Origin of the sequence: Rhizobium sp. SRDI969 (assembly GCF_025152725.1) — a bacterium.
Lineage (GTDB): Bacteria > Pseudomonadota > Alphaproteobacteria > Rhizobiales > Rhizobiaceae > Rhizobium > Rhizobium leguminosarum_I.
This window is the reverse complement of the sequence record NZ_CP104035.1, coordinates 2,032,451-2,051,316: the sequence shown is the minus strand read 5'-3', so window position 1 is coordinate 2,051,316 and position 18,866 is coordinate 2,032,451. Positions and strand designations below refer to the sequence as shown.

Sequence of the window (18,866 nt, the reverse complement as noted above, 5' to 3'; positions counted from 1 at the left end):
CCGGACGGCGGCTCATGACGATTTTCACCGTCCGCCACATCACGTCCTATCGTTACGTCAGGGAGGTCGGTTTCGGCGAGCATCGCTTGATGTTCCGACCGCGCGACAGTTTCGACCAGCGGCTGATCGAAGCGTCGTTGACGATCTATCCTGAGGAAAGTCATGTGCGCTGGATCCACGATGTTTTCGGCAATTGCGTGGCGCTCGTCGATATTTCGAGGCCGGCGTCCGAGCTTCGTTTCGAAACCTGGATCACGCTTGATCATACGCCCCAGGTCGCGCTGGATCTTAAGGTGGACGACGAGGCGCTGACCTATCCATTCTCATACGACAAGGATGAGATTGCCGATCTGACGCCGGCGATGCAGCGCCATTATCCAGATCCGAACGACGAGGTCGGACGCTGGGCGCGCCAGTTCGTGCGCCTTGGGCGTCCAACCGAGACCGGGCATCTGCTGATGACGCTCTGTTACGCCATTCGGGAAAGCTTCGTCTATGCGCGGCGCCAGGAACATGGGACGCAGACGCCGGTCCAGACCTTGCGGCTTCGTTCCGGCACCTGCCGGGATTTCGCGCTTCTGATGATGGAGGCCGCACGCGTCCTCGGCCTCGCGGCACGGTTCGTCACGGGCTATGTTTATGTTCCCGACCGGGACGGCTCCACCGTGCTCGGCGGCGGCTCCACGCATGCATGGTGCCAGATTTATCTTCCAGGCGCCGGCTGGACGGAGTTCGATCCGACCAACGGGATCGTCGGCAACCGCGATCTCATTCGTGTCGCCGTTGCCCGCGATCCGCGCCAGGCAGTCCCGTTGAGCGGCAGTTATGACGGGCATGGGAAGGATTTCGACAGCATGACGGTGCAGGTGAACGTCACCACAAGGCCATATGGCTAGCCATGCGGTGACGGTCCCGGGCTTGCGGGAACCGGGGCCGCGCGATCAGCGTTCCCTGCTCACCTCTACCAAAGTAGAGACGCGACAAGGAAGCCACAATGAAGATACGCGCAGGGTTTCATCTGGGCTACGAATGCATGCAGCCAACGCCGATGCTGCTCGTCCTAAATATTCACCCCTCCCGTCGTGCCGATCTTCTCAGCGACCAGATCCTGACATTCGACCGGCCGATCGAGGCCTGGAGCTATACCGATGTGTTCGGCAATGCCTGCAGCCGGATCGTCGCCCCGCCGGGACTGACAACGATCTCTACGGAATTCGAGATCTACGACAGCGGCCAACCCGACATCGTTCCCGACGATGCTGTCCAGCACGCAATCAATGACCTGCCCGACGATGTGCTGGTCTTCCTGCTCGGCAGCCGCTATTGCGACACCGACAGGCTTGCGGATTTCGCGTGGGCCAGGTTCTCGTCAACGGCGCTTGGCTGGGCTCGCGTCCAGGCGATCTGCGATTTCGTCCATGACCATATCACCTTCGATTACCTGAAGGCCGACGTCCTCAGGACCGCGCATGGCGGCTTCACCGACAAGGCGGGCGTCTGCCGCGACTTTGCCCATCTCGCCATCGCGCTTTGCCGATGCATGAATATCCCGGCCCGATATTGCACGGGCTATCTCGGCGATATCGGCGTCCCGATCGATCCCAATCCGATGGATTTCAGCGCATGGTTCGAGGTGTTTCTCGGCGGTCACTGGCATACGGTCGATGCCCGCCACAACACGCCGCGGATCGGCCGGATCCTGATGGCGACCGGCCGCGACGCCACCGACGTCGCCATGTCGACGGCCTTCGGCCCGGCAACCCTCTCCCGTTTCGAGGTGATCACCGAGGAAGTACCGCAGGAGGCGGTGAAGGCCGACTGATCGCGGGATCGCGGGCGAGGGAAATTCTATGCCTTCTTCAAGCAGGCGGGCCGCCGAACCAATTCTGAAGGCGCATGATCGGCGCCCGGTATGAACATGCGAGCACCAGATGCCCGGAAGTCAATTGGACTCGAGCTTGCCGGTCCAGCGGTTTCGCCCCTTCCAATATGAGCATTCCGGGCAGGGCTCGCCGACCGGATAGTCGATTCCCTCCTCGTGGGGGCACCCGATGATTCCTTCCGCCATCACCACCGATTTCACCTCATTCTCGCGCAGGAATGCCGCGATCTCGGTGATAACGGTCTCGTCCATCCTGAGATCGCCGGTTTCGGCAAACCATTGGCGCAGATCGAGGGGATCCGCATGCAGCGCCGGCATGATGCTGACGGCGGCCTTGCTGGCGCGGCGGTTGTCGGGCCCATAAAAGGCGATCGTGCCCATGGGGTAACCGCGGTTACCGCGCTTGCTCTTTTTCTCGAGCCATTTCCGTGGTTGCCAGCCTAATTTCATCGTCGCTGCTCGCTTTTTCAGTGGTTTGTTATTCTATTATCCATCCTAATTCGCAGGGTAAAGTTCGGTAGCAATGAAAATGGGCCGAGGATATGGCGGGCAAGAGACAATGGATCAGGACACGGAGCGAGAAGCCGGCTCCGGCCGACAATCTTGAGAAGCAGGCGATTATCGCGGCCTGCGAGGCCTTCATTCGAGCTGTTCTGAAGCCGCGTTTCCTGCCTGAGATCCGGCCAACCGAATGGAACTACGTCGTCGATATCAGAGGCTCGTGGGCGGGAAATCGGTATCGGTTCATGCAGCGCTACAGATCCGGCTTTGAGAACAATCGCGGCGAGGAGTTCGATGCTCCCTTCGCCCGCATCGACCGCATGGGACCCGATCGGTTCGATATCTATTGGATGCGGCACACAGGCAAATGGTGGCGGCTTCATTCCGGCGTAACGCTTGCCGAGGCTCTGCGAATCCTCGAAACTGACGGCGTGCTGCATCCGGTCTGATCAAGACAGAACGGCGCCGCAGACTGCAACCGCCTTCGTCCACGATGAAATCTCGACCACCACGGCCATGAGCGAATATCAATATTACGAATTCCAAACGATCGACCGCCCCCTCAGCGGCGCGGATCGCCACTCTCTGCGGGAGCTATCGACCCGGGCGCGGATCACCTCCACGAGCTTCACCAATTCCTACGAATGGGGCGACCTCAAGGGTGACCCGGCCAACCTCAAGGAGCGCTGGTTCGACTTGCACCTCTATCTCGCCAATTGGGGTACGAGGCGCCTGATGATCCGCTAGCCAAAGCGGCTTGTCGACCAGCAACGCCTCGACGGATTTCTCAGCGCGGTCGATGGCGCCGATCTCACGACCTCAGGCGAAAACCTGATCCTCGACATAATATGCGAGGAAGTGGAATCCGACGCTGATTGGGAAGAGGGGCCGGGCTGGCTCACGGCGCTGGCGCCATTGCGCGCGGCGGTGCTGAGCGGTGATCTCAGGCTTTTCTATCTCTTGTGGCTGATGGCTGTTCAGGCGGGGACGCTCGGGCCGGAGGAGGTGGCGCCACTGCCGGGGCTAGGCCCGATGACCGATGCGCTTGAAGCCTTCGCGCAATTCTTCGGTCTCGATGCCGACCTCGTTGCCGCGGCCGCCGAACGCGCGGCCGAGACGACATTGGCCGGCTCCAAGGCATCGGATGCCGTCCAAAGCTTTGTCGCCGCCTTGCCCGACAAAGAGAAGACGATGATGCTCGTCCGTCTGATCGAGGGCGATCCGTATGTGGCAAGCGAGTTGCAGAAAAGCGCCCGCAGCTTCTTCGCCGCGGCCTCCGCAGCCAAACCGGACGCCGCCCCGCCCACGGTCGCGGAACTGCGAGCCCATGCCGGCGAGATTCGCCATATCCGCGAGCGCAAGGAAAAGGAGCGGCTGGCGGCGGAACGAAAAAAGCGGGAGGCAGAAGAGGCCCGCGCCCGCCGCGCGCGGCTCAACGCGATCATCCAACGGGGCGATGCAGTCTGGCGCGAGATTGAGACCGAGATCGAGCGCCGCAACGCCTCCGGCTATGACAACGCCGCCAGCCTGCTCGCCGACCTGAAGACGATCGCCGAACAAAATGGCGGCACTGCCGATTTCACCCGCCGCCTACATTCGATCCGTGAACGCCACGCTCAGAAGGGGCGCTTCATCGAGCGGCTGAACGCTTTCGGCTAGCCCGCGCGAGCGCAGCTCAGACCAAGGTCCAATCCATCCCGGACTTCATGCCCATAGCGACTCTCGGTTAATGCGATAGCTTCCTGCGCCATGTGCGGAGGTGTTCGGAGTTTTTGCTATGACTAAAATAATCGTTGCGGGGATGATACTGACGCCGCTTATCTTCTGGGGTTCTATTGGCGTCCTGATCTACGCGTACTTCTCGTGAGGGCTGCCCGGCGAATCATCGACTGAGGTCGGTCGCGTCCTGCTTATCTGCCTATCTGAGTGACGGCGCTGAGGACGCGCGCTGTTTCCCGCAAGGATAACACCAGACTTCATCCCCGCCAGGAACGGCACCGGGACGTCTTCGCGACGCCGACGAGAGGACGGCCACGTGATCTCGTGGCAGCGACGTGACGTCAATCTGCCGCCCGACCCCATTCTTAAGTTAATGGCGGTCGCGTCCTGCTTCAGCCTGTATATCATCTCGTTGTCAACGGAAAGGAGCAGGCGTGAGGTGCGGAGCGGGTTCGCAATACTCAATCAGCAATTCGGTGAGGACCCGTATCTTCCGTGCGGGATGCTGACCTGGCGGGCGGATGACATATGCAGCCGCCGGGGGTGGTGGATAATGCGTCATGACCGGCACAAGCGCGCCGGAGGCTATAAATTCATGGGTAAGGCAATCAGGCAGGTAAGCGATCCCTAGTCCTGCTGCCGCGGCAGCGACTAGAGCAGGGCCGTTGTCGGCCTTAAATCGCCCCTGCGGACGAACCGTGATGATCTTGTCGCCATCCATAAGTTGCCAGGCTTCGGTACCCTGCATGAGGGCCTCATGAACGACGAGTTCCTCCGGCGCTTCGGGAGACCCATGCGCCTTGATGTAGTCCGGGCTCGCGACGAGCTTCCCATAGATCGGTCCGACGCGTCTTGCGATCAAGTTGGAGTCCTGAAGATATCCAACGCGTATCGCACAATCATAACCCTCTGTGATGAGATCGACGAAGCGATCACTGTAGCACGTGTGGATGTGGAGCTGGGGGTGGCGGCGCGCCATTTCCGCGAGGATAGGCGCGAAGTGACTCTGGCCGAAGGAAAGTGGCACGGCAACTCGCAAGCGGCCGCGAAGGTCACCGGCGGGTAGGATCGTTTCCCTGGCCACGTCGATCTCGGCGCAGACTCTCGCGGCATAATCTCGGAACGTGGCCCCTGCTTCCGTGAGAGCGGCGCCCCGGGTGGTCCGTGCAAGAAGCTGGACACCAAGTTCCGCTTCAAGCCGGAAGAGCCGCCGACTGACGATTGACTTGGAGACGCCGAGCCGGAGCGCAGCTGGCGAAACACCCCCGGCATCAGCCACTTCGACGAAGGTCTGCAGTTCTTCGATGTCCATATAGCGTTCCCCTTTCCGCGACACAGCTTGCCATAGGAGGGTGCTACCGCATCTCGAATAGGAACGGCAATACTGCTTCCAGGCAACGCCGCCCCCGGCGCATGTCTCCCGCAAAACCAATGCCGCTCGTGGGCGGCAGCAAAGGATGTAATAATGACCTTTCGTAATGGCCTTGCTTCGCTTCTTCGCCCCGAAGATTCGGTACTCGTTCTGATCGACCACCAGCCATACCAGCTCGCGAACCTAAACAGCCACGATCCGCACGCAGTGGTCAACAACTCGACCGCCCTGGCGAAGGCCGCCAAGGCCTTCGATGTCCCCACCATCCTGACGAGCGTGATCGCCGATCGGGGCGGTCTGATCTCTCCGCAAATCACCGATGTGTTCCCCGGCCGGGAGGTGATCGACCGGACGTTCATCAATACCTGGGAGGATCGGAAGGTCGTGGACGCAGTCAAGGCGACCGGCCGCAAGCAGCTGATCATCGCCGGCCTGTGGACCGAGGTCTGCGTCGCAATGCCGGTGATCCAGGCGCTCGGCGAAGGCTGGGATGTGACTGTTATCGCTGACGCATCGGGAGGGACTTCGGTCGAAGCCCATGAGGTCGCCATCCAGCGCATGACCGCGGCCGGCGCGAACATGATGACCTGGCTGGCGTTGGCGTCCGAATGGCAGCGCGACTGGGCCCGGACCGAGCACGCCGCAGAGTTGACGGAGGTGCTCAAGCAGCATGCCGCTGGCAGCGGTATCGCGTACCTGTGGGAGCAGCAGCTGCTCAACACGCCTGTGCCTGGCAACGCAGGCTGATCTAAGCGGGGATGCAGAGATTTTCGAGCGACGCGTTGCGAAGGCTGATTGCTTATCGAGCCTCTTCATCCCCTCTCAATCGGAAGGCCGTCCGTCCCTGGATTCTCGCGGCGGGCATGATCGACTCAAGAACTAGGGCTTTGCAGTCCCTTCCAGCCCCTCTTGTGTTTGGAGCAGAACTTGCGAACGCATTCGAAGGTGTCGGGCTTATGAATCCTGAAGGAATGACCACCCGCAACCATACCAGCGGCGCCGGCGGTTATTCTGGAGCGCGCAGATGTTCATCGCAGGTTAATGCGGATTAACCCAGAATCGCAGCCAGAAAGGATGCGCCGATGAAGATGCTTTTTGCCTCACTTGCAGCCACGGTATTGGCTGCATCTTTCGCCCTGCCGCTAAGCGCCGCGCCGATCGTCGTGCCGAACGCAGTACATATACATACCCCCGACGTCGAGCAGATCAAACACCGTCGCCACGATAATGGACATGCGTATGGCCACTGGAAGAAACAGCGATACGCTTACCGCGACTGCCGGTATTACGGCTCGTGCTATCGTCCGCGGTATTACGGCAGCCGCGACTATTACGGCTATCGCGACGATTACCCCTATCGTCGTCGGTCAGGTGTGACCGTGTACTTCGATTTTTAGTCGGCAGTGCCACGGACACCAACGTTGGCGCCCCACAGCGCGCCTTCGGCCTTCACGAGTTCCGCTGCCATGAGATGAACGGGCGTCGGGCAGGGATGGGCATTATCGACAGTAGCCACAGAACGGTCTTGCATAAAAGAAGGGCCGGGCGAATGCTCGCGCCGACCCTTCTCTGATTGCGTCAGCACGGTGCCAGTACATCCGTGGTCACCAGCAAAAGCCATCTGATAGATTGAATTTATGCGCCTCGTGAATTTTCGCAAGGATTAGGGGGTGCTGAATTAGGGCTAGATGAGGGAGGCGCAATAACCACGGGACGACGAGGAGTACGACACGCGCTCTGAGGGCTCCAGCTTCAATGCCGATCCGTCCAGTCGATCATCGGGGCGACAGCAAAACGGAAGCCCTACCACATCACCGCGATGCCACTGAGATGGAACCTGCCGTTATGATAAGCTGTAGTTTCCGGGCAGAAATCGGAAATTACTCAACAAACTCAATGTGATGTGGCGGAAGAGGTGGGATTCGAACCCACGGTACGGTTTCCCGCACGCCGGTTTTCAAGACCGGTTCCTTAAACCACTCGGACACTCTTCCATCTGATTGAAAAGGTCGAGACACATTCTGTTGATGTCTGTGAACCGGCCGTTGCTGCCGATTTGCTACCCAATCATTCGATGGCTGGCTTTCTAGCAGCTTTGAAAGCAGCGTCAACTTGCTCTGCAGCATTTGCCGGCATCCCTGGCGCGACGTGCGAACAAATTCGAGCGTGAGCCGAGGCAGGCCTATTCCGCATATTGGAAATGAATCGCGTTCTCCAAGGCTTGAGCGTTAACTGTATCGTTCCGGCGGAGGAAACAAGCCATGGCCATGTATCTCACACGCTTCAGCTACACGCCCGAAACCTGGGCGCGAATGATCGAAAACCCTGAGGATCGCCGAGAGGCGGCGCGTAGTTACATCGAATCCGTCGGCGGAAAGCTGCATGGGTTCTGGTACGCCTTCGGCGAGCACGATGGTTGGAATCTGTGAGAGGCGCCTGATAACGTATCGATGGCGGCCGTCGCACTTGCGATCGGCGCAGGAGGCGGCTCAGTTCTATGGAGACCACCGTCCTCCTCAGCGTCGAGGATACGATCGAAGCCTTGGAAAAGGCGAAGACGATTCGATATCGTCCACCTGCAGCAAAGGTGGTGCGCCCACCGTTTCCATCCATGTTGAAGATAACGTTTCGCGTGTCTCATTCCCGGCGCAAGCTCTCTGTAAAATACGCCGGAGACATGAGATCTAGCTTCCGTCAGATCCAAGGCCCTTCGGACCGTTGAGTTGGTTCATATCCTCGCCGAGAGATCGAACCGCCTCCATCGTCACGGCGAGTGCCGACATCAGGATTGCGATGTCGTTGTCTTTATCCAGCTGGGAAAGCGCGCGAGATCGGGCGTGCAACTGCTGGCTGATCGTGTCGAGCTGCGTCATGGTTTTATCGTTCATGGTGATCCTCCAAAGGTCTACACGCTCAAAGCCCGCGGCGGACAATTCGTTCCCACACGGAAGGAAGCGCCGACCCCCTGCCGCTCGTCAATACGCGCAGGCCTTGTTCCAATATGGAGCTTCTGGGGCGTTCGGAAGCACCTGGACGTTCACCATATGCCCCGCATCGGCACGTTGATTTCTGGCCCTATTACGGCGATGGAATGGCAGGCGGGGAGGGTTCGCGTTAGTAATTTGTAAACCATAATCATTAGAATTGTCGCTATCGCCGCGAAATTGTTCGTAAAATTGCCACGAACCTAGCAAGATTAAAGCCTCATTAGGCGGGCGGGAATAAAGGCGTTGTTGGCCCAAGATAGGGCAAGGTTCCTTAACCATAACGATCTTTGAGCGGCGTGGGGCACATGAAACTGGAATACGGGGCGGCGTCTTTCGCAACGACAGCACGGTGGCTGGCGATCTCGGCGATGTGTGCGACGGTTGCGGCGTGTGGCACGACGCAGGCGGTGCCGAAGAAAAAAGCCCACGGCAAAGAATATTTCTCTGAATCCGAATATGGCGTCAAGGCGAGCCCGCGGGTCGCCACCGGCAACAACATCCCCAAGGGCGGCGGCCGCTACCTCGTCGGCAACCCTTACGAGGTGAAGGGCAAGTGGTATTATCCGAAGGAAGACTTCGCCTATAACAAGGTCGGCGTCGCCTCCTGGTATGGTTCGGCCTTTCACGGGCGCTTGACGGCGAATGGCGAAGTCTACGACCAGATGCATCTTTCCGCTGCGCATCCGACCTTCCCGCTGCCGAGCTATGCGCGCGTTACCAATCTCGAAAGCGGTTCCTCGGTCATCGTGCGTGTCAACGATCGCGGCCCCTATCACGAGGGCCGCATCATCGATCTTTCCAACAAGACGGCCGACATGCTCGACCTGCAGCACAGCGGCACCGGTAAGGTGCGCGTGCAATATGTCGGCCGCGCCCGCATGGACGGCCACGACATGCCCTATCTGATGGCCTCATATTCGCCGAAGGGCAGCCGCATTCCCGGCGTCAATCCTGAAGGCCAAATCGCAACCGGCGTGATGGTCGCCTCCAACAGCCGCAAGATCACTCGCGACCAGCTGCAGAGTTCGGAAGACTACGAGGCGCCGGCCAACGTGCCGGTGCCGATGTCGGCGACCTCCTATGCCGGTTCGACGCCCAGCGCACGCTACAATGCGGCACCGGCCGCAGCACCCGCTCTGGCGCCGGCTGCCCATGTTCTGGTGGCCCCATCGGCGCCGTCGTTCAACAATGGCGCTCAGGCGATGGACCAGTTGGTCGTGCTGCCGGAGATCGGTCCGATGCCCTACGAGCGGCCCGAGAATTCGCTGGCGCTCGGCTATCAGAGCGAAGAGGTGAAGACGGTGACCGTCGATCTCGCCTTCGATGCGGTGATGGTGCGCAATGACGGGCTGACGCAAGAGTCCATCCTTGCCGCGGCCAAGCGTCATCAGGCAAAGTTCGCCGCGCGCTGAACTGGCAATTGCATCGGATTTCCTCGCGTTCTAACCTCCTGAAATACGCCGCTCGATCAATGGAAATTGCGATGCTGAAGCCCGTGCTTCGCCTGCTTGCATGCCTGATGCCGTTCGCCACCGGCGCCTTTGCAGCCGATGGCGGTGCCTCCGGCTTCGCCACCAAGGCGGCGCAGGCCTATATGATCGAGGCCGCCACCGGCACGGTGCTTCTCGCCAAGAACGAGGACCAGGGCTTTTCGCCGGCTTCGCTCGCCAAGCTGATGACGATGGATCTGGTTTTCGAGGCGGTGACCAAGGGCCAGATCACGCTCGATACCGAATATCCCGTATCCGAATATGCCTGGCGGACGGGCGGCGCGCCGTCGCGGACGGCAACGATGTTTGCCAGCCTCAAATCACGCGTGCGCGTCGAGGACCTGATCAAGGGCGTCGCCATCCAGGGCGCCAATGATAGCTGCATCATCCTCGCCGAGGGCATGGCCGGAAGCGAGCAGCAATTTGCCGCGTCGATGACCCGGCGTGCCCGCGAACTCGGCATGGAGAAGGCCGAGTTCGGCAATTCCACCGGCCTTCCCGATGGCAAGAGCAAGGTGACCGCACGCGAGATGGTGACGCTCGCTGCCGCCCTTCAGCAATCCTATCCGAATCTCTATCCCTATTTTGCGCAACCGGATTTCGAGTGGAACAAGATCTTCCAGCGTAACCGCAACCCGCTGCTCGGGCTTGATCTCGGCGCCGACGGGCTGGCAACCGGCTTCACCGAGGGCGAGGGCTACTCGATCGTCGCTTCGGTCGAGCGCGACGGCAGGCGGCTGTTTCTGGCACTCGCAGGCATCGCCTCCGACAAGGAGCGGACGGAGGAGACCAAGCGGGTGCTCGAGTGGGGACTGACGGCCTTCGAGAACCGGCAGATCTTCGCTGAGAAGGAAGTGATCGGTGCCGCCAGCGTCTATGGTGGCACGTCGCGCACCGTCGATCTCGTCGCCAAGGCGCCGGTCAGCGTCTATATTCCGATCAGCAATCCCGACCGGCTGTCGGCGCGCATCATCTATCACTGGCCGCTGACGGCGCCAGTCATGCCGGATACCCAGGCGGGCACGCTGAGGATTTTCGCCGGCAGCCGGCTGCTCAGGGAGGTGCCGCTTTATACGGTGCAGGCAGTCGGCGAGGGCTCGCTCAGCAGCCGGGCGGTCGACGCCATGCTGGAACTCGGCGAATCGCTGTTCTTCTCCTGGCTCTGGGACAAGTCCGCGCCCGGCTGAACATTCGGTTTCCAATGCAATTTGCCGGGAAAGGTGAATATGTCGCCGCGGCGAAAGGTTTTCCTCCATGATATCTTCGGATAGATAGAAGGAGCGGGGCGCGTGCGGCGCCTGGAATGCGGGAAGTTGTCATTGTCATCCGGTACGGGATTGTTCGTTACGTTTGAAGGCGGGGAAGGCGCTGGGAAATCCACGCAAATCCGTCGCCTCGCCGAGGCGCTGAAGGGCGAAGGTCACGACGTGCTGGTGACGCGCGAACCCGGCGGTTCGCCGGGTGCCGAGGCCGTGCGCCACGTGTTGCTGTCGGGCGCTGCCGAGGCCTTCGGCACGCGGATGGAGGCGATCCTCTTTGCGGCGGCGCGCAACGACCATGTCGAAGAAGTGATCCGGCCAGCCCTTGCATCAGGCAAGGTCGTGCTCTGCGACCGCTTCATGGATTCCTCCCGCGTTTACCAGGGCATCACCGGCAATCTCGAGCCCGATTTCATTGAGACGCTGCAGCGCATCGCCATCAACGGCGTCATGCCGGATTGCACCGTGATCCTCGACATCCCCGCCAGGGTCGGGCTGGAGCGGGCGCAGAAGCGCGCTGCCGCTGACGGTCCCGATCGCTACGAAAAAGAGCGGCTGGAAACGCACGAGAAACGGCGCGAGGCCTTTCTCGATATCGCCGCCCGCGAGCCCGAGCGCTGCCACGTGGTCAACGCCATGCAGACGGAGGAGGCGATCGCCGCCGAGATCCTGGCGATCGTCAAACAGCTGTTGTCGCCCGCGGGCCGTTTGCGAATGCCGGAAGCCGCCCATCATGAGTGAAGCCCATTATGAGTGAGGAAAGGCCCGGACTGCTCGACGGCGCCATCTGGCCGGGGGAAAATACCAGACTGTTCGGCCATGAAGAGGCGGAGGTGTTCCTTGCCCAGTCCTACCGGTCCGGCAAGGGCCACCACGCCATCCTGATCGAGGGGCCGGAAGGCATCGGCAAGGCGACGCTCGCCTTCCGTTTCGCCAATCACGTGCTCTCGCATCCCGATCCCGAGACAGCGCCGGAGACGATCGGCGATCCCGATCCTGCCTCTCCCGTCAGCCGGCAGATCGCCTCTGGTGCCTCGCATAATCTGCTACACCTTGCTCGGCCGGTAGACGAAAAGACCGGCAAGGTGAAATCGGCAATCACCGTCGACGAGGTGCGCCGCGCCGGCAAGTTCTTCTCGCAGACGTCTGGCACCGGCAACTGGCGGATCGTAATCATCGATCCTGCCGACGACATGAACCGCAATGCAGCCAACGCTATCCTGAAGATCCTGGAAGAACCGCCGAAGCGGGCGCTGTTCCTGGTGCTCTCGCACGCGCCGGGACGGCTGCTGCCGACGATCCGCTCGCGGTGCCTGCCGCTGAAACTGGCGCCGCTTACCGACGAAGCACTCGTCGCGGCCCTTGCCCATCTCGGCATATCAGGCGAGGGCGGAACGGTGCTTTCGGCCGCCAAAGGCAGCGTCGGCGAGGCGCTGAAACTGTTGAACTATGGCGGCGGCGACATCATCGCCGCCTATGACGAGATGCTTGCCGCCGAAGGGCCGACGGCTCGCAAGGCGATGCATCGGCTGGCCGACGCACTTTCGGGTCGGGAAAGCGACACGATCTTCGATTTCTTCGTCAGCCATGTGGGCGACGACATCATGAACCGCGCGCGCGCGGCGGCAGGCGCGGGGCAGATCGCCGCGGCAGAGCGGCTGGCGCGGCTCTATTCCGAGATCACCGAGCGGCTCACCATTTCAGATGGCTACAATCTCGACCGCAAGCAGACGATCATCAGCATTCTCGCCGATATCAAGCAGCCGGGCGTTTAAAGCGCGAAACCGCTTTAATTCTCTGATTTATGCATGTCGTTATCCCAAAACCGCTGCACACTTTTGGGCGACATGCATTGTCAGCCAGTCAGCAGCTTACCTGCGACGACGGCAAGCGTGGCGGCAAGGACGATGCGGATAGTGCGTTCGTGCAGCCTCGGCGCCAGAAGGCTTCCGATGATGATGCCGGGGATGGAGCCGATCAACAGGGCAAGCAGCATCGGCCAGTCGATCTCGCCGATCAGCCAATAGCCCGTGCCGCCGATCAAGGTTAGCGGTACCGCATGGACGATATCGGAACCGACGATCTGGCGCACATCGAGCCTGGGATAAAGGATCAGCAGGATCGTCACCCCCAACGCGCCGGCGCCGACAGAGGTCAAGGTGACGAGGACGCCGAGAACGGATCCGAGAACGACGGTGAGGATGAGGATGGTCGTCGGCTTCGGCGGCGTGCGATCGCCGATGGCGCGGCGCGCCAATTCGAGGATCGGGCCCCGGAAGACCAGCATGATCGCGGTCATGACCAGAAGCCAGCCGAGCGCGGTGGTGATGGTATTGGTTACGCCGATGCTTTTGCGATCGACGCCAGCCAGCAGCCATAGCATCAGCAGGGCGGCCGGCAGGCTGCCGGCTGCGAGGCTGCCGACGATCTTCCAGTTGACGCGCCCATGCATGCCGTGAACGGCGGTGCCGGCCGTCTTGGTGATCGCCGCATAAAGAAGATCGGTGCCGACGGCGGTGGCGGGATGGACGCCGAAGAGCAGCACCAGCAGGGGCGTCATCAGCGAACCGCCACCAACGCCGGTGATGCCGACGAGCGCGCCCACGAACAGACCTGACAGCGAATAGAGCGGCTCGAATGTCAAACAAGCGCCCCTGACGGCGCGCGGCCACCACAAACCCGGCAAATGAAAACTGGCACTTCGTTCCTGTCCCGCCCTCTGTCTTATGACGGGTAGATTGGGTGAGAAGCTGAGTCAAGTTCATGCCTTCGCCGTCCCGGAAAACATCGGCAACTGGAAAGTTGAGGTTTCGCTTGACGGTGACATGCGCTAAGAGCGGCTGACCATTTTTATAGAGTTAGCCGGACATTGGCCGCCATGACAGACAGAACACCCTTCTACATCACCACCGCGATTTCCTACCCTAACGGCAAGCCGCATATCGGTCATGCCTATGAGCTGATCGCGACGGATGCGATGGCACGCTACCAGCGCCTCGACGGCAAGGATGTGTTTTTCCTCACAGGCACCGACGAACACGGCCAGAAGATGCAGCAGACGGCACGCGCCGAGGGCATCAGCGCGCAGGCGCTCGCCGACCGCAACTCTGGCGAATTCCAGGCGATGGCGACGCTGCTCAACGCTTCGAACGATGATTTCATCCGCACCACGCAGGAGCGCCATCACGAGACGTCGCGCAACATCTGGAAGCTGATGGCCGACAATGGCGACATTTACAAGGACAGCTATGCCGGCTGGTATTCGGTGCGCGACGAGGCCTATTACCAGGAAAACGAGACGGAGCAGCGCGCCGACGGCGTGCGCTACGGGCCGCAGGGCACGCCTGTCGAGTGGGTGGAAGAGGCAAGCTATTTCTTCAAGCTCTCCGAATACCAGGAGAAGCTGCTTGCGCATTACGAGGCGAACCCCGATTTCATCGGTCCGGCCGAGCGCCGCAACGAGGTGATCTCCTTCGTCAAGTCGGGCCTCAAGGACCTCTCGGTCTCACGCACGACCTTTGACTGGGGCATCAAGGTGCCGAACGATCCGGCCCATGTCATGTATGTCTGGGTCGACGCGCTGACCAACTACATCACCGCGACCGGCTATATCGAGGACAGGAACGGCCCTCGGGCGAAATACTGGCCGGCCGACGTGCACATCATCGGCAAGGACATCATCCGCTTCCACGCCGTCTACTGGCCGGCTTTCCTGATGTCGGCGAAGCTGCCGCTGCCGAAGCGGGTCTTTGCCCACGGCTTCCTGCTCAACAAGGGCGAGAAGATGTCGAAGTCGCTCGGCAACGTCGTCGATCCGGTCAATCTGGTGAACCATTTCGGCCTCGACCAGGTGCGTTACTTCTTCCTGCGCGAAGTCTCCTTCGGCCAGGACGGCAGCTATAGCGAAGAGGCGATCGGCACCCGCATCAACTCCGACCTCGCCAACGGCATCGGCAATCTCGCCAGCCGGTCGCTGTCGATGATCGTCAAGAATTGCGACAGCAAGATCCCGCAATGCGGCGCGCTCAGCGACGAGGACAGAGCGATGCTGGCTGAGGTCGACGCGCTGCACGCTTCGACCCGCGAAGACATGGGCAAGCAGCAGATCCATCGGGCGCTTGCCTCGATCATTTCGGTCGTTTCCGAGACCGATCGTTATTTCGCCGGCCAGGCGCCGTGGGCGCTGAAGAAGACCGATCCGGAGCGTATGGGCACCGTGCTTTACGTCACCGCCGAAGTCGTGCGCCAGATCGCCATCCTGCTTCAGCCCTTCATGCCTGAATCCTCGGCCAAGCTGCTCGATCTTGTCGCGGCAGCTGCAGACAAGCGCGATTTTGCTGCCCTCGGCGAAGCCGGTCGTCTGGTTGCCGGAACGGCCCTCGAAGCGCCGACGCCGGTCTTCCCGCGCTACGTGGCTCCGGAGGCTTAAGGCCGTGCTGATCGACACGCATTGCCATCTTGATTTCGCCGACTTCGAGGCGGAGCGGGACGAGATCGTCGCGCGCGCCCATTCGGCTGGTGTTGCGCAGATGGTGACGATCTCGACGCGGGTGCGAAAGCTCGATACATTGCTTGCCATCACGGAGAAATATCCCTCGGTATTCTGCTCCGTGGGTACGCATCCGAACAATGCCGACGAAGAGCTGGATATCCAGACGGAAGAGCTGGTGCGTCTCGCCAATGCCCATCAAAAGGTGGTGGCGATCGGCGAGGCCGGTCTCGACTATTTCTATGACACGCAAAAGCCTGAGGACCAGCAGACCGGCTTTCGGCGCCATATTGCGGCGGCGCGCGAGACTCAGCTGCCGCTCGTCATCCACAGCCGCAGCGCCGACGAGGACATGGCTGAGATCCTGACCGAGGAAAGCGGGAAGGGGGCCTTCCCCTTTATCCTGCACTGCTTCTCGGCAGGCCCCGAACTTGCCAAGACCGGAGTCGCGCTCGGCGGATACATCTCCTTCTCCGGCATTTTGACCTTCCCGAAATCGGAAGAGCTGCGAGAGATCGCCAAGACGCTCCCGCATGAGCGGCTGCTTGTGGAAACGGACGCGCCCTATCTGGCGCCGAAGCGCTGGCGCGGCAAGCGCAATGAGCCGTCCTATGTTGTTAACACGGCCGAGGTGCTCGCCGATACGATCGGCCTTTCCCATGAAGAGGTCGCGCGGATTACGACGGAGAACGCTTTCCGCCTGTTCTCGAAGATGCCGAGGATCTAGCGGCGTGCTCTACCGGCGGCGTTTCACCATTCTCGGCTGTTCGTCGTCACCGGGCGTGCCGCGCATCACCGGCGACTGGGGCGCCTGCAATCCCAACAATCCGAAGAACCGGCGCACGCGCGCCGCCTTCATGGTGCAGCAATTCGCACCGGATGGCGAGGTGACGACCGTCGTCATCGATACAGGGCCGGATTTCCGCGAGCAGATGATCAGGGCAGGTGTCGATCATGTCGATGCGGTGCTCTACACCCATCCGCACGCCGACCATATTCATGGCATCGACGATTTGCGCGGTTATTTTCACAATACGCGCCGCCGGGTGCCGATCTTTGCCGACCAATTTACGATGGACAGGCTGCGGGAAGCATTCGGCTATTGTTTGGAGACGCCGCCGGGCAGCAATTATCCGCCGATCGTGCTGCCGATCGTCATCGAAAATCTCGATGAACCTCTGGAAATCCACGGCCCTGGAGGCACGATCCCGTTTCATCCGCATATCCAGCAGCACGGGGATATCCACTCTCTCGGCTTCCGCATCGGCGATGTGGCTTATTGCAGCGATATCAATGACTTCCCGCCGCAAACTGTCGAGAAGCTTAAAGATCTCGACGTGCTGATCATCGACGCGCTGCAATATAGCTATCATCCGAGCCATCTGTCGCTGGAACAGTCGCTCGACTGGATCGGCCGGCTGAAGCCGAAACAGGCGATCCTCACCCATATGCACACGCCGCTCGATTACGACGCGGTGATGGCTGAGACGCCGGATCATGTGGTGCCGGCGTATGACCAGATGAGCTTCGAGATCGAGGGCAGAGCCAGGGCCTGAGCCCCGGCACTGAGTGCAGGGTCACTGCATATAAGGCAGAACCTCGACCGCGCCGCGGTGGATCATGTCAAGCGAGACATAGAGGATGATCAGCAGACCGACATAGGCGATCCAGCGATGGTTGTTGAGCAAGCGGGCGATCAGGTTTGCGGCGATACCCATCAGCGCGATCGACAGGGCAAGACCGATGACCAGCACGCTCGGATGTTCGCGTGCAGCACCCGCAACGGCCAGAACGTTGTCGAGCGACATCGAGACATCGGCGATGACGATCTGGGTCGCCGCCTGCAAGAAGGTCTTTCTCGGCGCGCCTTCGGCACCCGCCGCTTCGTGGTTCTCGCCGTGACCGGCGCGAAGTTCGCGCCACATCTTCCAGCAGACCCAGAGCAGCAGCAGGCCGCCGGCCAGCAGCAGACCGACGATCGCCAGCAGATAGACAGCAACGCTGGCAAAGAGAATACGCAGTACGGTCGCGGCCAAAATGCCGACGATGATCGCCTTGCGGCGTTGCGTGGCCTCCAGGCCGGCAGCGGCAAGGCCGATAACCACGGCGTTGTCGCCGGCGAGAACGAGGTCGATAGCGATGACCTGCAGCAAAGCCGTCAGACCGGCTGCCGTAAAGATATCCATATGAATTGTCCCCAATGCGTCAAAGCCGTGCTAGCGTTTCGAAGGTTTGACGTCAACCGCTGAGGGATTTCGCAGCCGGCGCAATTTATGGCTCTGCGCATCTGATGGCAGGCGACGTAATGGAACCGCAGGCGATATGGCAGAGCATCGCAATTCCCGTGGAACATTCACCTCAGCCACCGGTTCTTCAGGTCAGGAAACCAGGCGTCAGCCAGCCTTCGGCCAGATATTGGCCAGACTTCGGATTGGCGGCTGGATCTGCACACCGAGAGGAGAGCCAAATGGGCAGCATTTACAATGATACCAACCCGGCCTTTTCAAGCCCGACGGGGCGCAGCAGTCTTGCCGCATTCTTCGACAGCCGATCGGACGCCGAATCCGCCGTCTCCCGTCTTGAAGACGCGGGCGTGCCGGTTGCGAGAATAAGGCTGATGCCCGGATATGAGGCGGACAGAAAAAATGCCGGCGGCATGAGCGACAACCGCAGCGGCTTCTTCGACGCGCTGGCAGACTTCTTCTTCCCCGATGAAGATCGTGCGGTCTATGCAGAAGGGCTACGGCGAGGCGGCTTCCTCGTCCAGGTCAATGATATCGATGACGCACTTTATGAGACCGTCCACGATATTCTGGACGACGAAGGCAGTATCGATATGGATGAGCGGGCGGATCTCTGGTCGTTGGAGGACAGACAGCAAGGCGCGTCCAATACCGGCTTTGCCGGATCGACGCATGGCGGCAAAGCCTCGGAAGACCTCGCCGTGTCCGAGAGCGCATTCGACGATGCGCGCCCGGTGGCAATGCGGGACACCGCGCATGGAAGTGCCAAGGTGCGCGCCTATACCTTCCCCGACCCTGGCACCACGTCAACGGACGAAGCCAATCGCCAATCCCAAGGCCAATCCCAAACTCAATCGCAAGGCGGATCTCACCAGAGCCAGGGTTTCCAGCGCGACCATTGATATCAGGGGCCGGCTGCAATGC

At 60.8% G+C, this 18,866-nt stretch carries 18 protein-coding genes, 1 tRNA gene and 2 pseudogenes; 15 read left to right on the top strand and 6 right to left on the bottom strand.

All coding sequences use genetic code 11. From position 1 onward, the window contains the following. Positions 1-14 precede the first annotated feature (14 nt). Both N2A41_RS10345 and N2A41_RS10340 read left to right on the top strand, forming a co-directional pair. Entirely contained in the window at positions 15-896 is an 882-nt protein-coding gene (locus N2A41_RS10345; protein WP_026154157.1) for a transglutaminase family protein, read from the top strand. Positions 897-994: 98 nt separating this feature from the next. Further along, positions 995-1,822 carry a transglutaminase-like domain-containing protein gene (locus N2A41_RS10340; RefSeq protein ID WP_260110867.1) on the top strand — a complete coding sequence of 276 codons (828 nt, stop codon included), beginning with the start codon at positions 995-997 and terminating at the stop codon, positions 1,820-1,822. Positions 1,823-1,942: 120 nt separating this feature from the next. Here N2A41_RS10340 and N2A41_RS10335 read toward each other — a convergent pair whose 3' ends face one another. Then, positions 1,943-2,263 (bottom strand): hypothetical protein, encoded by a 321-nt coding sequence (locus tag N2A41_RS10335; protein WP_260110866.1) that lies wholly within the window; start codon positions 2,261-2,263, stop codon positions 1,943-1,945. Positions 2,264-2,424: 161 nt separating this feature from the next. Between N2A41_RS10335 and N2A41_RS10330 the strand changes: the two genes are divergently transcribed. Together N2A41_RS10330 and N2A41_RS10325 are read left to right on the top strand one after the other, a co-directional pair. Continuing rightward, complete coding sequence (locus N2A41_RS10330; protein WP_017964365.1) at positions 2,425-2,832, top strand: DUF3024 domain-containing protein; 408 nt, start codon at positions 2,425-2,427, stop codon at positions 2,830-2,832. Positions 2,833-2,899: 67 nt separating this feature from the next. Further along, a pseudogene (locus N2A41_RS10325) lies at positions 2,900-4,042 on the top strand (hypothetical protein). A 475-nt stretch (positions 4,043-4,517) separates the two neighbouring features. Here the strand turns inward: N2A41_RS10325 and N2A41_RS10320 are convergent. Beyond that, the gene (locus N2A41_RS10320) at positions 4,518-5,414 is read right to left on the bottom strand and encodes a LysR family transcriptional regulator (RefSeq protein WP_260110865.1); all 897 of its coding nucleotides are present in this window, start codon (positions 5,412-5,414) and stop codon (positions 4,518-4,520) included. A 153-nt stretch (positions 5,415-5,567) separates the two neighbouring features. Between N2A41_RS10320 and N2A41_RS10315 the strand changes: the two genes are divergently transcribed. Both N2A41_RS10315 and N2A41_RS10310 read left to right on the top strand, forming a co-directional pair. Then, positions 5,568-6,221 (top strand): hydrolase, encoded by a 654-nt coding sequence (locus N2A41_RS10315; protein ID WP_260110864.1) that lies wholly within the window; start codon positions 5,568-5,570, stop codon positions 6,219-6,221. A 335-nt stretch (positions 6,222-6,556) separates the two neighbouring features. Continuing rightward, positions 6,557-6,871 carry a hypothetical protein gene (locus N2A41_RS10310; protein ID WP_017964360.1) on the top strand — a complete coding sequence of 105 codons (315 nt, stop codon included), beginning with the start codon at positions 6,557-6,559 and terminating at the stop codon, positions 6,869-6,871. 507 nt (positions 6,872-7,378) lie between these two features. Here the strand turns inward: N2A41_RS10310 and N2A41_RS10305 are convergent. After that, positions 7,379-7,468, bottom strand: a tRNA-Ser gene (locus N2A41_RS10305). 267 nt (positions 7,469-7,735) lie between these two features. Between N2A41_RS10305 and N2A41_RS10300 the strand changes: the two are divergent. Then, positions 7,736-8,058: pseudogene (locus tag N2A41_RS10300) on the top strand (GYD domain-containing protein); the annotation flags it as partial. Between the two features lie 100 nt (positions 8,059-8,158). Here N2A41_RS10300 and N2A41_RS10295 read toward each other — a convergent pair. Continuing rightward, the gene (locus N2A41_RS10295) at positions 8,159-8,362 is read right to left on the bottom strand and encodes a hypothetical protein (protein WP_170263105.1); all 204 of its coding nucleotides are present in this window, start codon (positions 8,360-8,362) and stop codon (positions 8,159-8,161) included. A 404-nt stretch (positions 8,363-8,766) separates the two neighbouring features. Here N2A41_RS10295 and N2A41_RS10290 point away from each other — a divergent pair, with 404 nt between their 5' ends. From N2A41_RS10290 to N2A41_RS10275, 4 genes are all read left to right on the top strand, one after another. After that, on the top strand, positions 8,767-9,873 hold the full coding sequence (locus N2A41_RS10290; RefSeq protein WP_222279468.1) for a septal ring lytic transglycosylase RlpA family protein: 1,107 nt from the start codon (positions 8,767-8,769) through the stop codon (positions 9,871-9,873). A 71-nt stretch (positions 9,874-9,944) separates the two neighbouring features. Then, positions 9,945-11,138 carry a D-alanyl-D-alanine carboxypeptidase family protein gene (locus N2A41_RS10285; protein ID WP_170278037.1) on the top strand — a complete coding sequence of 398 codons (1,194 nt, stop codon included), beginning with the start codon at positions 9,945-9,947 and terminating at the stop codon, positions 11,136-11,138. A 132-nt stretch (positions 11,139-11,270) separates the two neighbouring features. Beyond that, positions 11,271-11,951: a dTMP kinase gene (gene tmk, locus N2A41_RS10280; RefSeq protein WP_170263107.1), complete on the top strand. Its 681-nt coding sequence runs from the start codon at positions 11,271-11,273 to the stop codon at positions 11,949-11,951. Between the two features lie 8 nt (positions 11,952-11,959). After that, a complete protein-coding gene (locus tag N2A41_RS10275; protein ID WP_260110863.1) occupies positions 11,960-12,985 on the top strand; it encodes a DNA polymerase III subunit delta' in 1,026 nt (341 codons plus the stop codon). Positions 12,986-13,065: 80 nt separating this feature from the next. Here the strand turns inward: N2A41_RS10275 and N2A41_RS10270 are convergent, their stop codons facing one another. Further along, the gene (locus tag N2A41_RS10270) at positions 13,066-13,854 is read right to left on the bottom strand and encodes a sulfite exporter TauE/SafE family protein (RefSeq protein ID WP_260110862.1); all 789 of its coding nucleotides are present in this window, start codon (positions 13,852-13,854) and stop codon (positions 13,066-13,068) included. A 234-nt stretch (positions 13,855-14,088) separates the two neighbouring features. Here N2A41_RS10270 and metG point away from each other — a divergent pair, with 234 nt between their 5' ends. From metG to N2A41_RS10255, 3 genes are read left to right on the top strand one after another with little or no spacing between them, the layout of a single operon-like run. Beyond that, positions 14,089-15,639, top strand: coding sequence for a methionine--tRNA ligase (gene metG, locus N2A41_RS10265; protein WP_260110861.1), 1,551 nt, complete (start codon positions 14,089-14,091; stop codon positions 15,637-15,639). Between the two features lie 4 nt (positions 15,640-15,643). Beyond that, entirely contained in the window at positions 15,644-16,426 is a 783-nt protein-coding gene (locus N2A41_RS10260; RefSeq protein WP_260110860.1) for a TatD family hydrolase, read from the top strand. A gap of 4 nt (positions 16,427-16,430) precedes the next feature. Next, a complete protein-coding gene (locus N2A41_RS10255) occupies positions 16,431-17,255 on the top strand; it encodes an MBL fold metallo-hydrolase (RefSeq protein WP_260110859.1) in 825 nt (274 codons plus the stop codon). A 21-nt stretch (positions 17,256-17,276) separates the two neighbouring features. Here the strand turns inward: N2A41_RS10255 and N2A41_RS10250 are convergent, their stop codons facing one another. Further along, entirely contained in the window at positions 17,277-17,885 is a 609-nt protein-coding gene (locus tag N2A41_RS10250; protein ID WP_017964345.1) for a TerC family protein, read from the bottom strand. Between the two features lie 281 nt (positions 17,886-18,166). On the opposite strand from N2A41_RS10250, the gene N2A41_RS10245 reads away from it, so the two are divergent. Further along, positions 18,167-18,844 (top strand): hypothetical protein, encoded by a 678-nt coding sequence (locus tag N2A41_RS10245; RefSeq protein WP_260111127.1) that lies wholly within the window; start codon positions 18,167-18,169, stop codon positions 18,842-18,844. Positions 18,845-18,866: the final 22 nt, after the last annotated feature.

Excerpts from the sequence above, each read along its gene's own strand:
- N2A41_RS10340 (WP_260110867.1), top strand. The coding sequence starts at position 995 with ATGAAGATACGCGCAGGGTTTCATCTGGGCTACGAATGCATGCAGCCA.
- N2A41_RS10310 (WP_017964360.1), top strand. The coding sequence starts at position 6,557 with ATGAAGATGCTTTTTGCCTCACTTGCAGCCACGGTATTGGCTGCATCT.
- N2A41_RS10345 (WP_026154157.1), top strand. The coding sequence starts at position 15 with ATGACGATTTTCACCGTCCGCCACATCACGTCCTATCGTTACGTCAGG.
- N2A41_RS10285 (WP_170278037.1), top strand. The coding sequence starts at position 9,945 with ATGCTGAAGCCCGTGCTTCGCCTGCTTGCATGCCTGATGCCGTTCGCC.
- N2A41_RS10315 (WP_260110864.1), top strand. The coding sequence starts at position 5,568 with ATGACCTTTCGTAATGGCCTTGCTTCGCTTCTTCGCCCCGAAGATTCG.
- N2A41_RS10320 (WP_260110865.1), bottom strand. The coding sequence starts at position 5,414 with ATGGACATCGAAGAACTGCAGACCTTCGTCGAAGTGGCTGATGCCGGG.
- metG (WP_260110861.1), top strand. The coding sequence starts at position 14,089 with ATGACAGACAGAACACCCTTCTACATCACCACCGCGATTTCCTACCCT.
- N2A41_RS10295 (WP_170263105.1), bottom strand. The coding sequence starts at position 8,362 with ATGAACGATAAAACCATGACGCAGCTCGACACGATCAGCCAGCAGTTG.
- N2A41_RS10290 (WP_222279468.1), top strand. The coding sequence starts at position 8,767 with ATGAAACTGGAATACGGGGCGGCGTCTTTCGCAACGACAGCACGGTGG.
- N2A41_RS10275 (WP_260110863.1), top strand. The coding sequence starts at position 11,960 with ATGAGTGAGGAAAGGCCCGGACTGCTCGACGGCGCCATCTGGCCGGGG.
- N2A41_RS10245 (WP_260111127.1), top strand. The coding sequence starts at position 18,167 with ATGGGCAGCATTTACAATGATACCAACCCGGCCTTTTCAAGCCCGACG.
- N2A41_RS10335 (WP_260110866.1), bottom strand. The coding sequence starts at position 2,263 with ATGGGCACGATCGCCTTTTATGGGCCCGACAACCGCCGCGCCAGCAAG.
- N2A41_RS10330 (WP_017964365.1), top strand. The coding sequence starts at position 2,425 with ATGGCGGGCAAGAGACAATGGATCAGGACACGGAGCGAGAAGCCGGCT.
- N2A41_RS10250 (WP_017964345.1), bottom strand. The coding sequence starts at position 17,885 with ATGGATATCTTTACGGCAGCCGGTCTGACGGCTTTGCTGCAGGTCATC.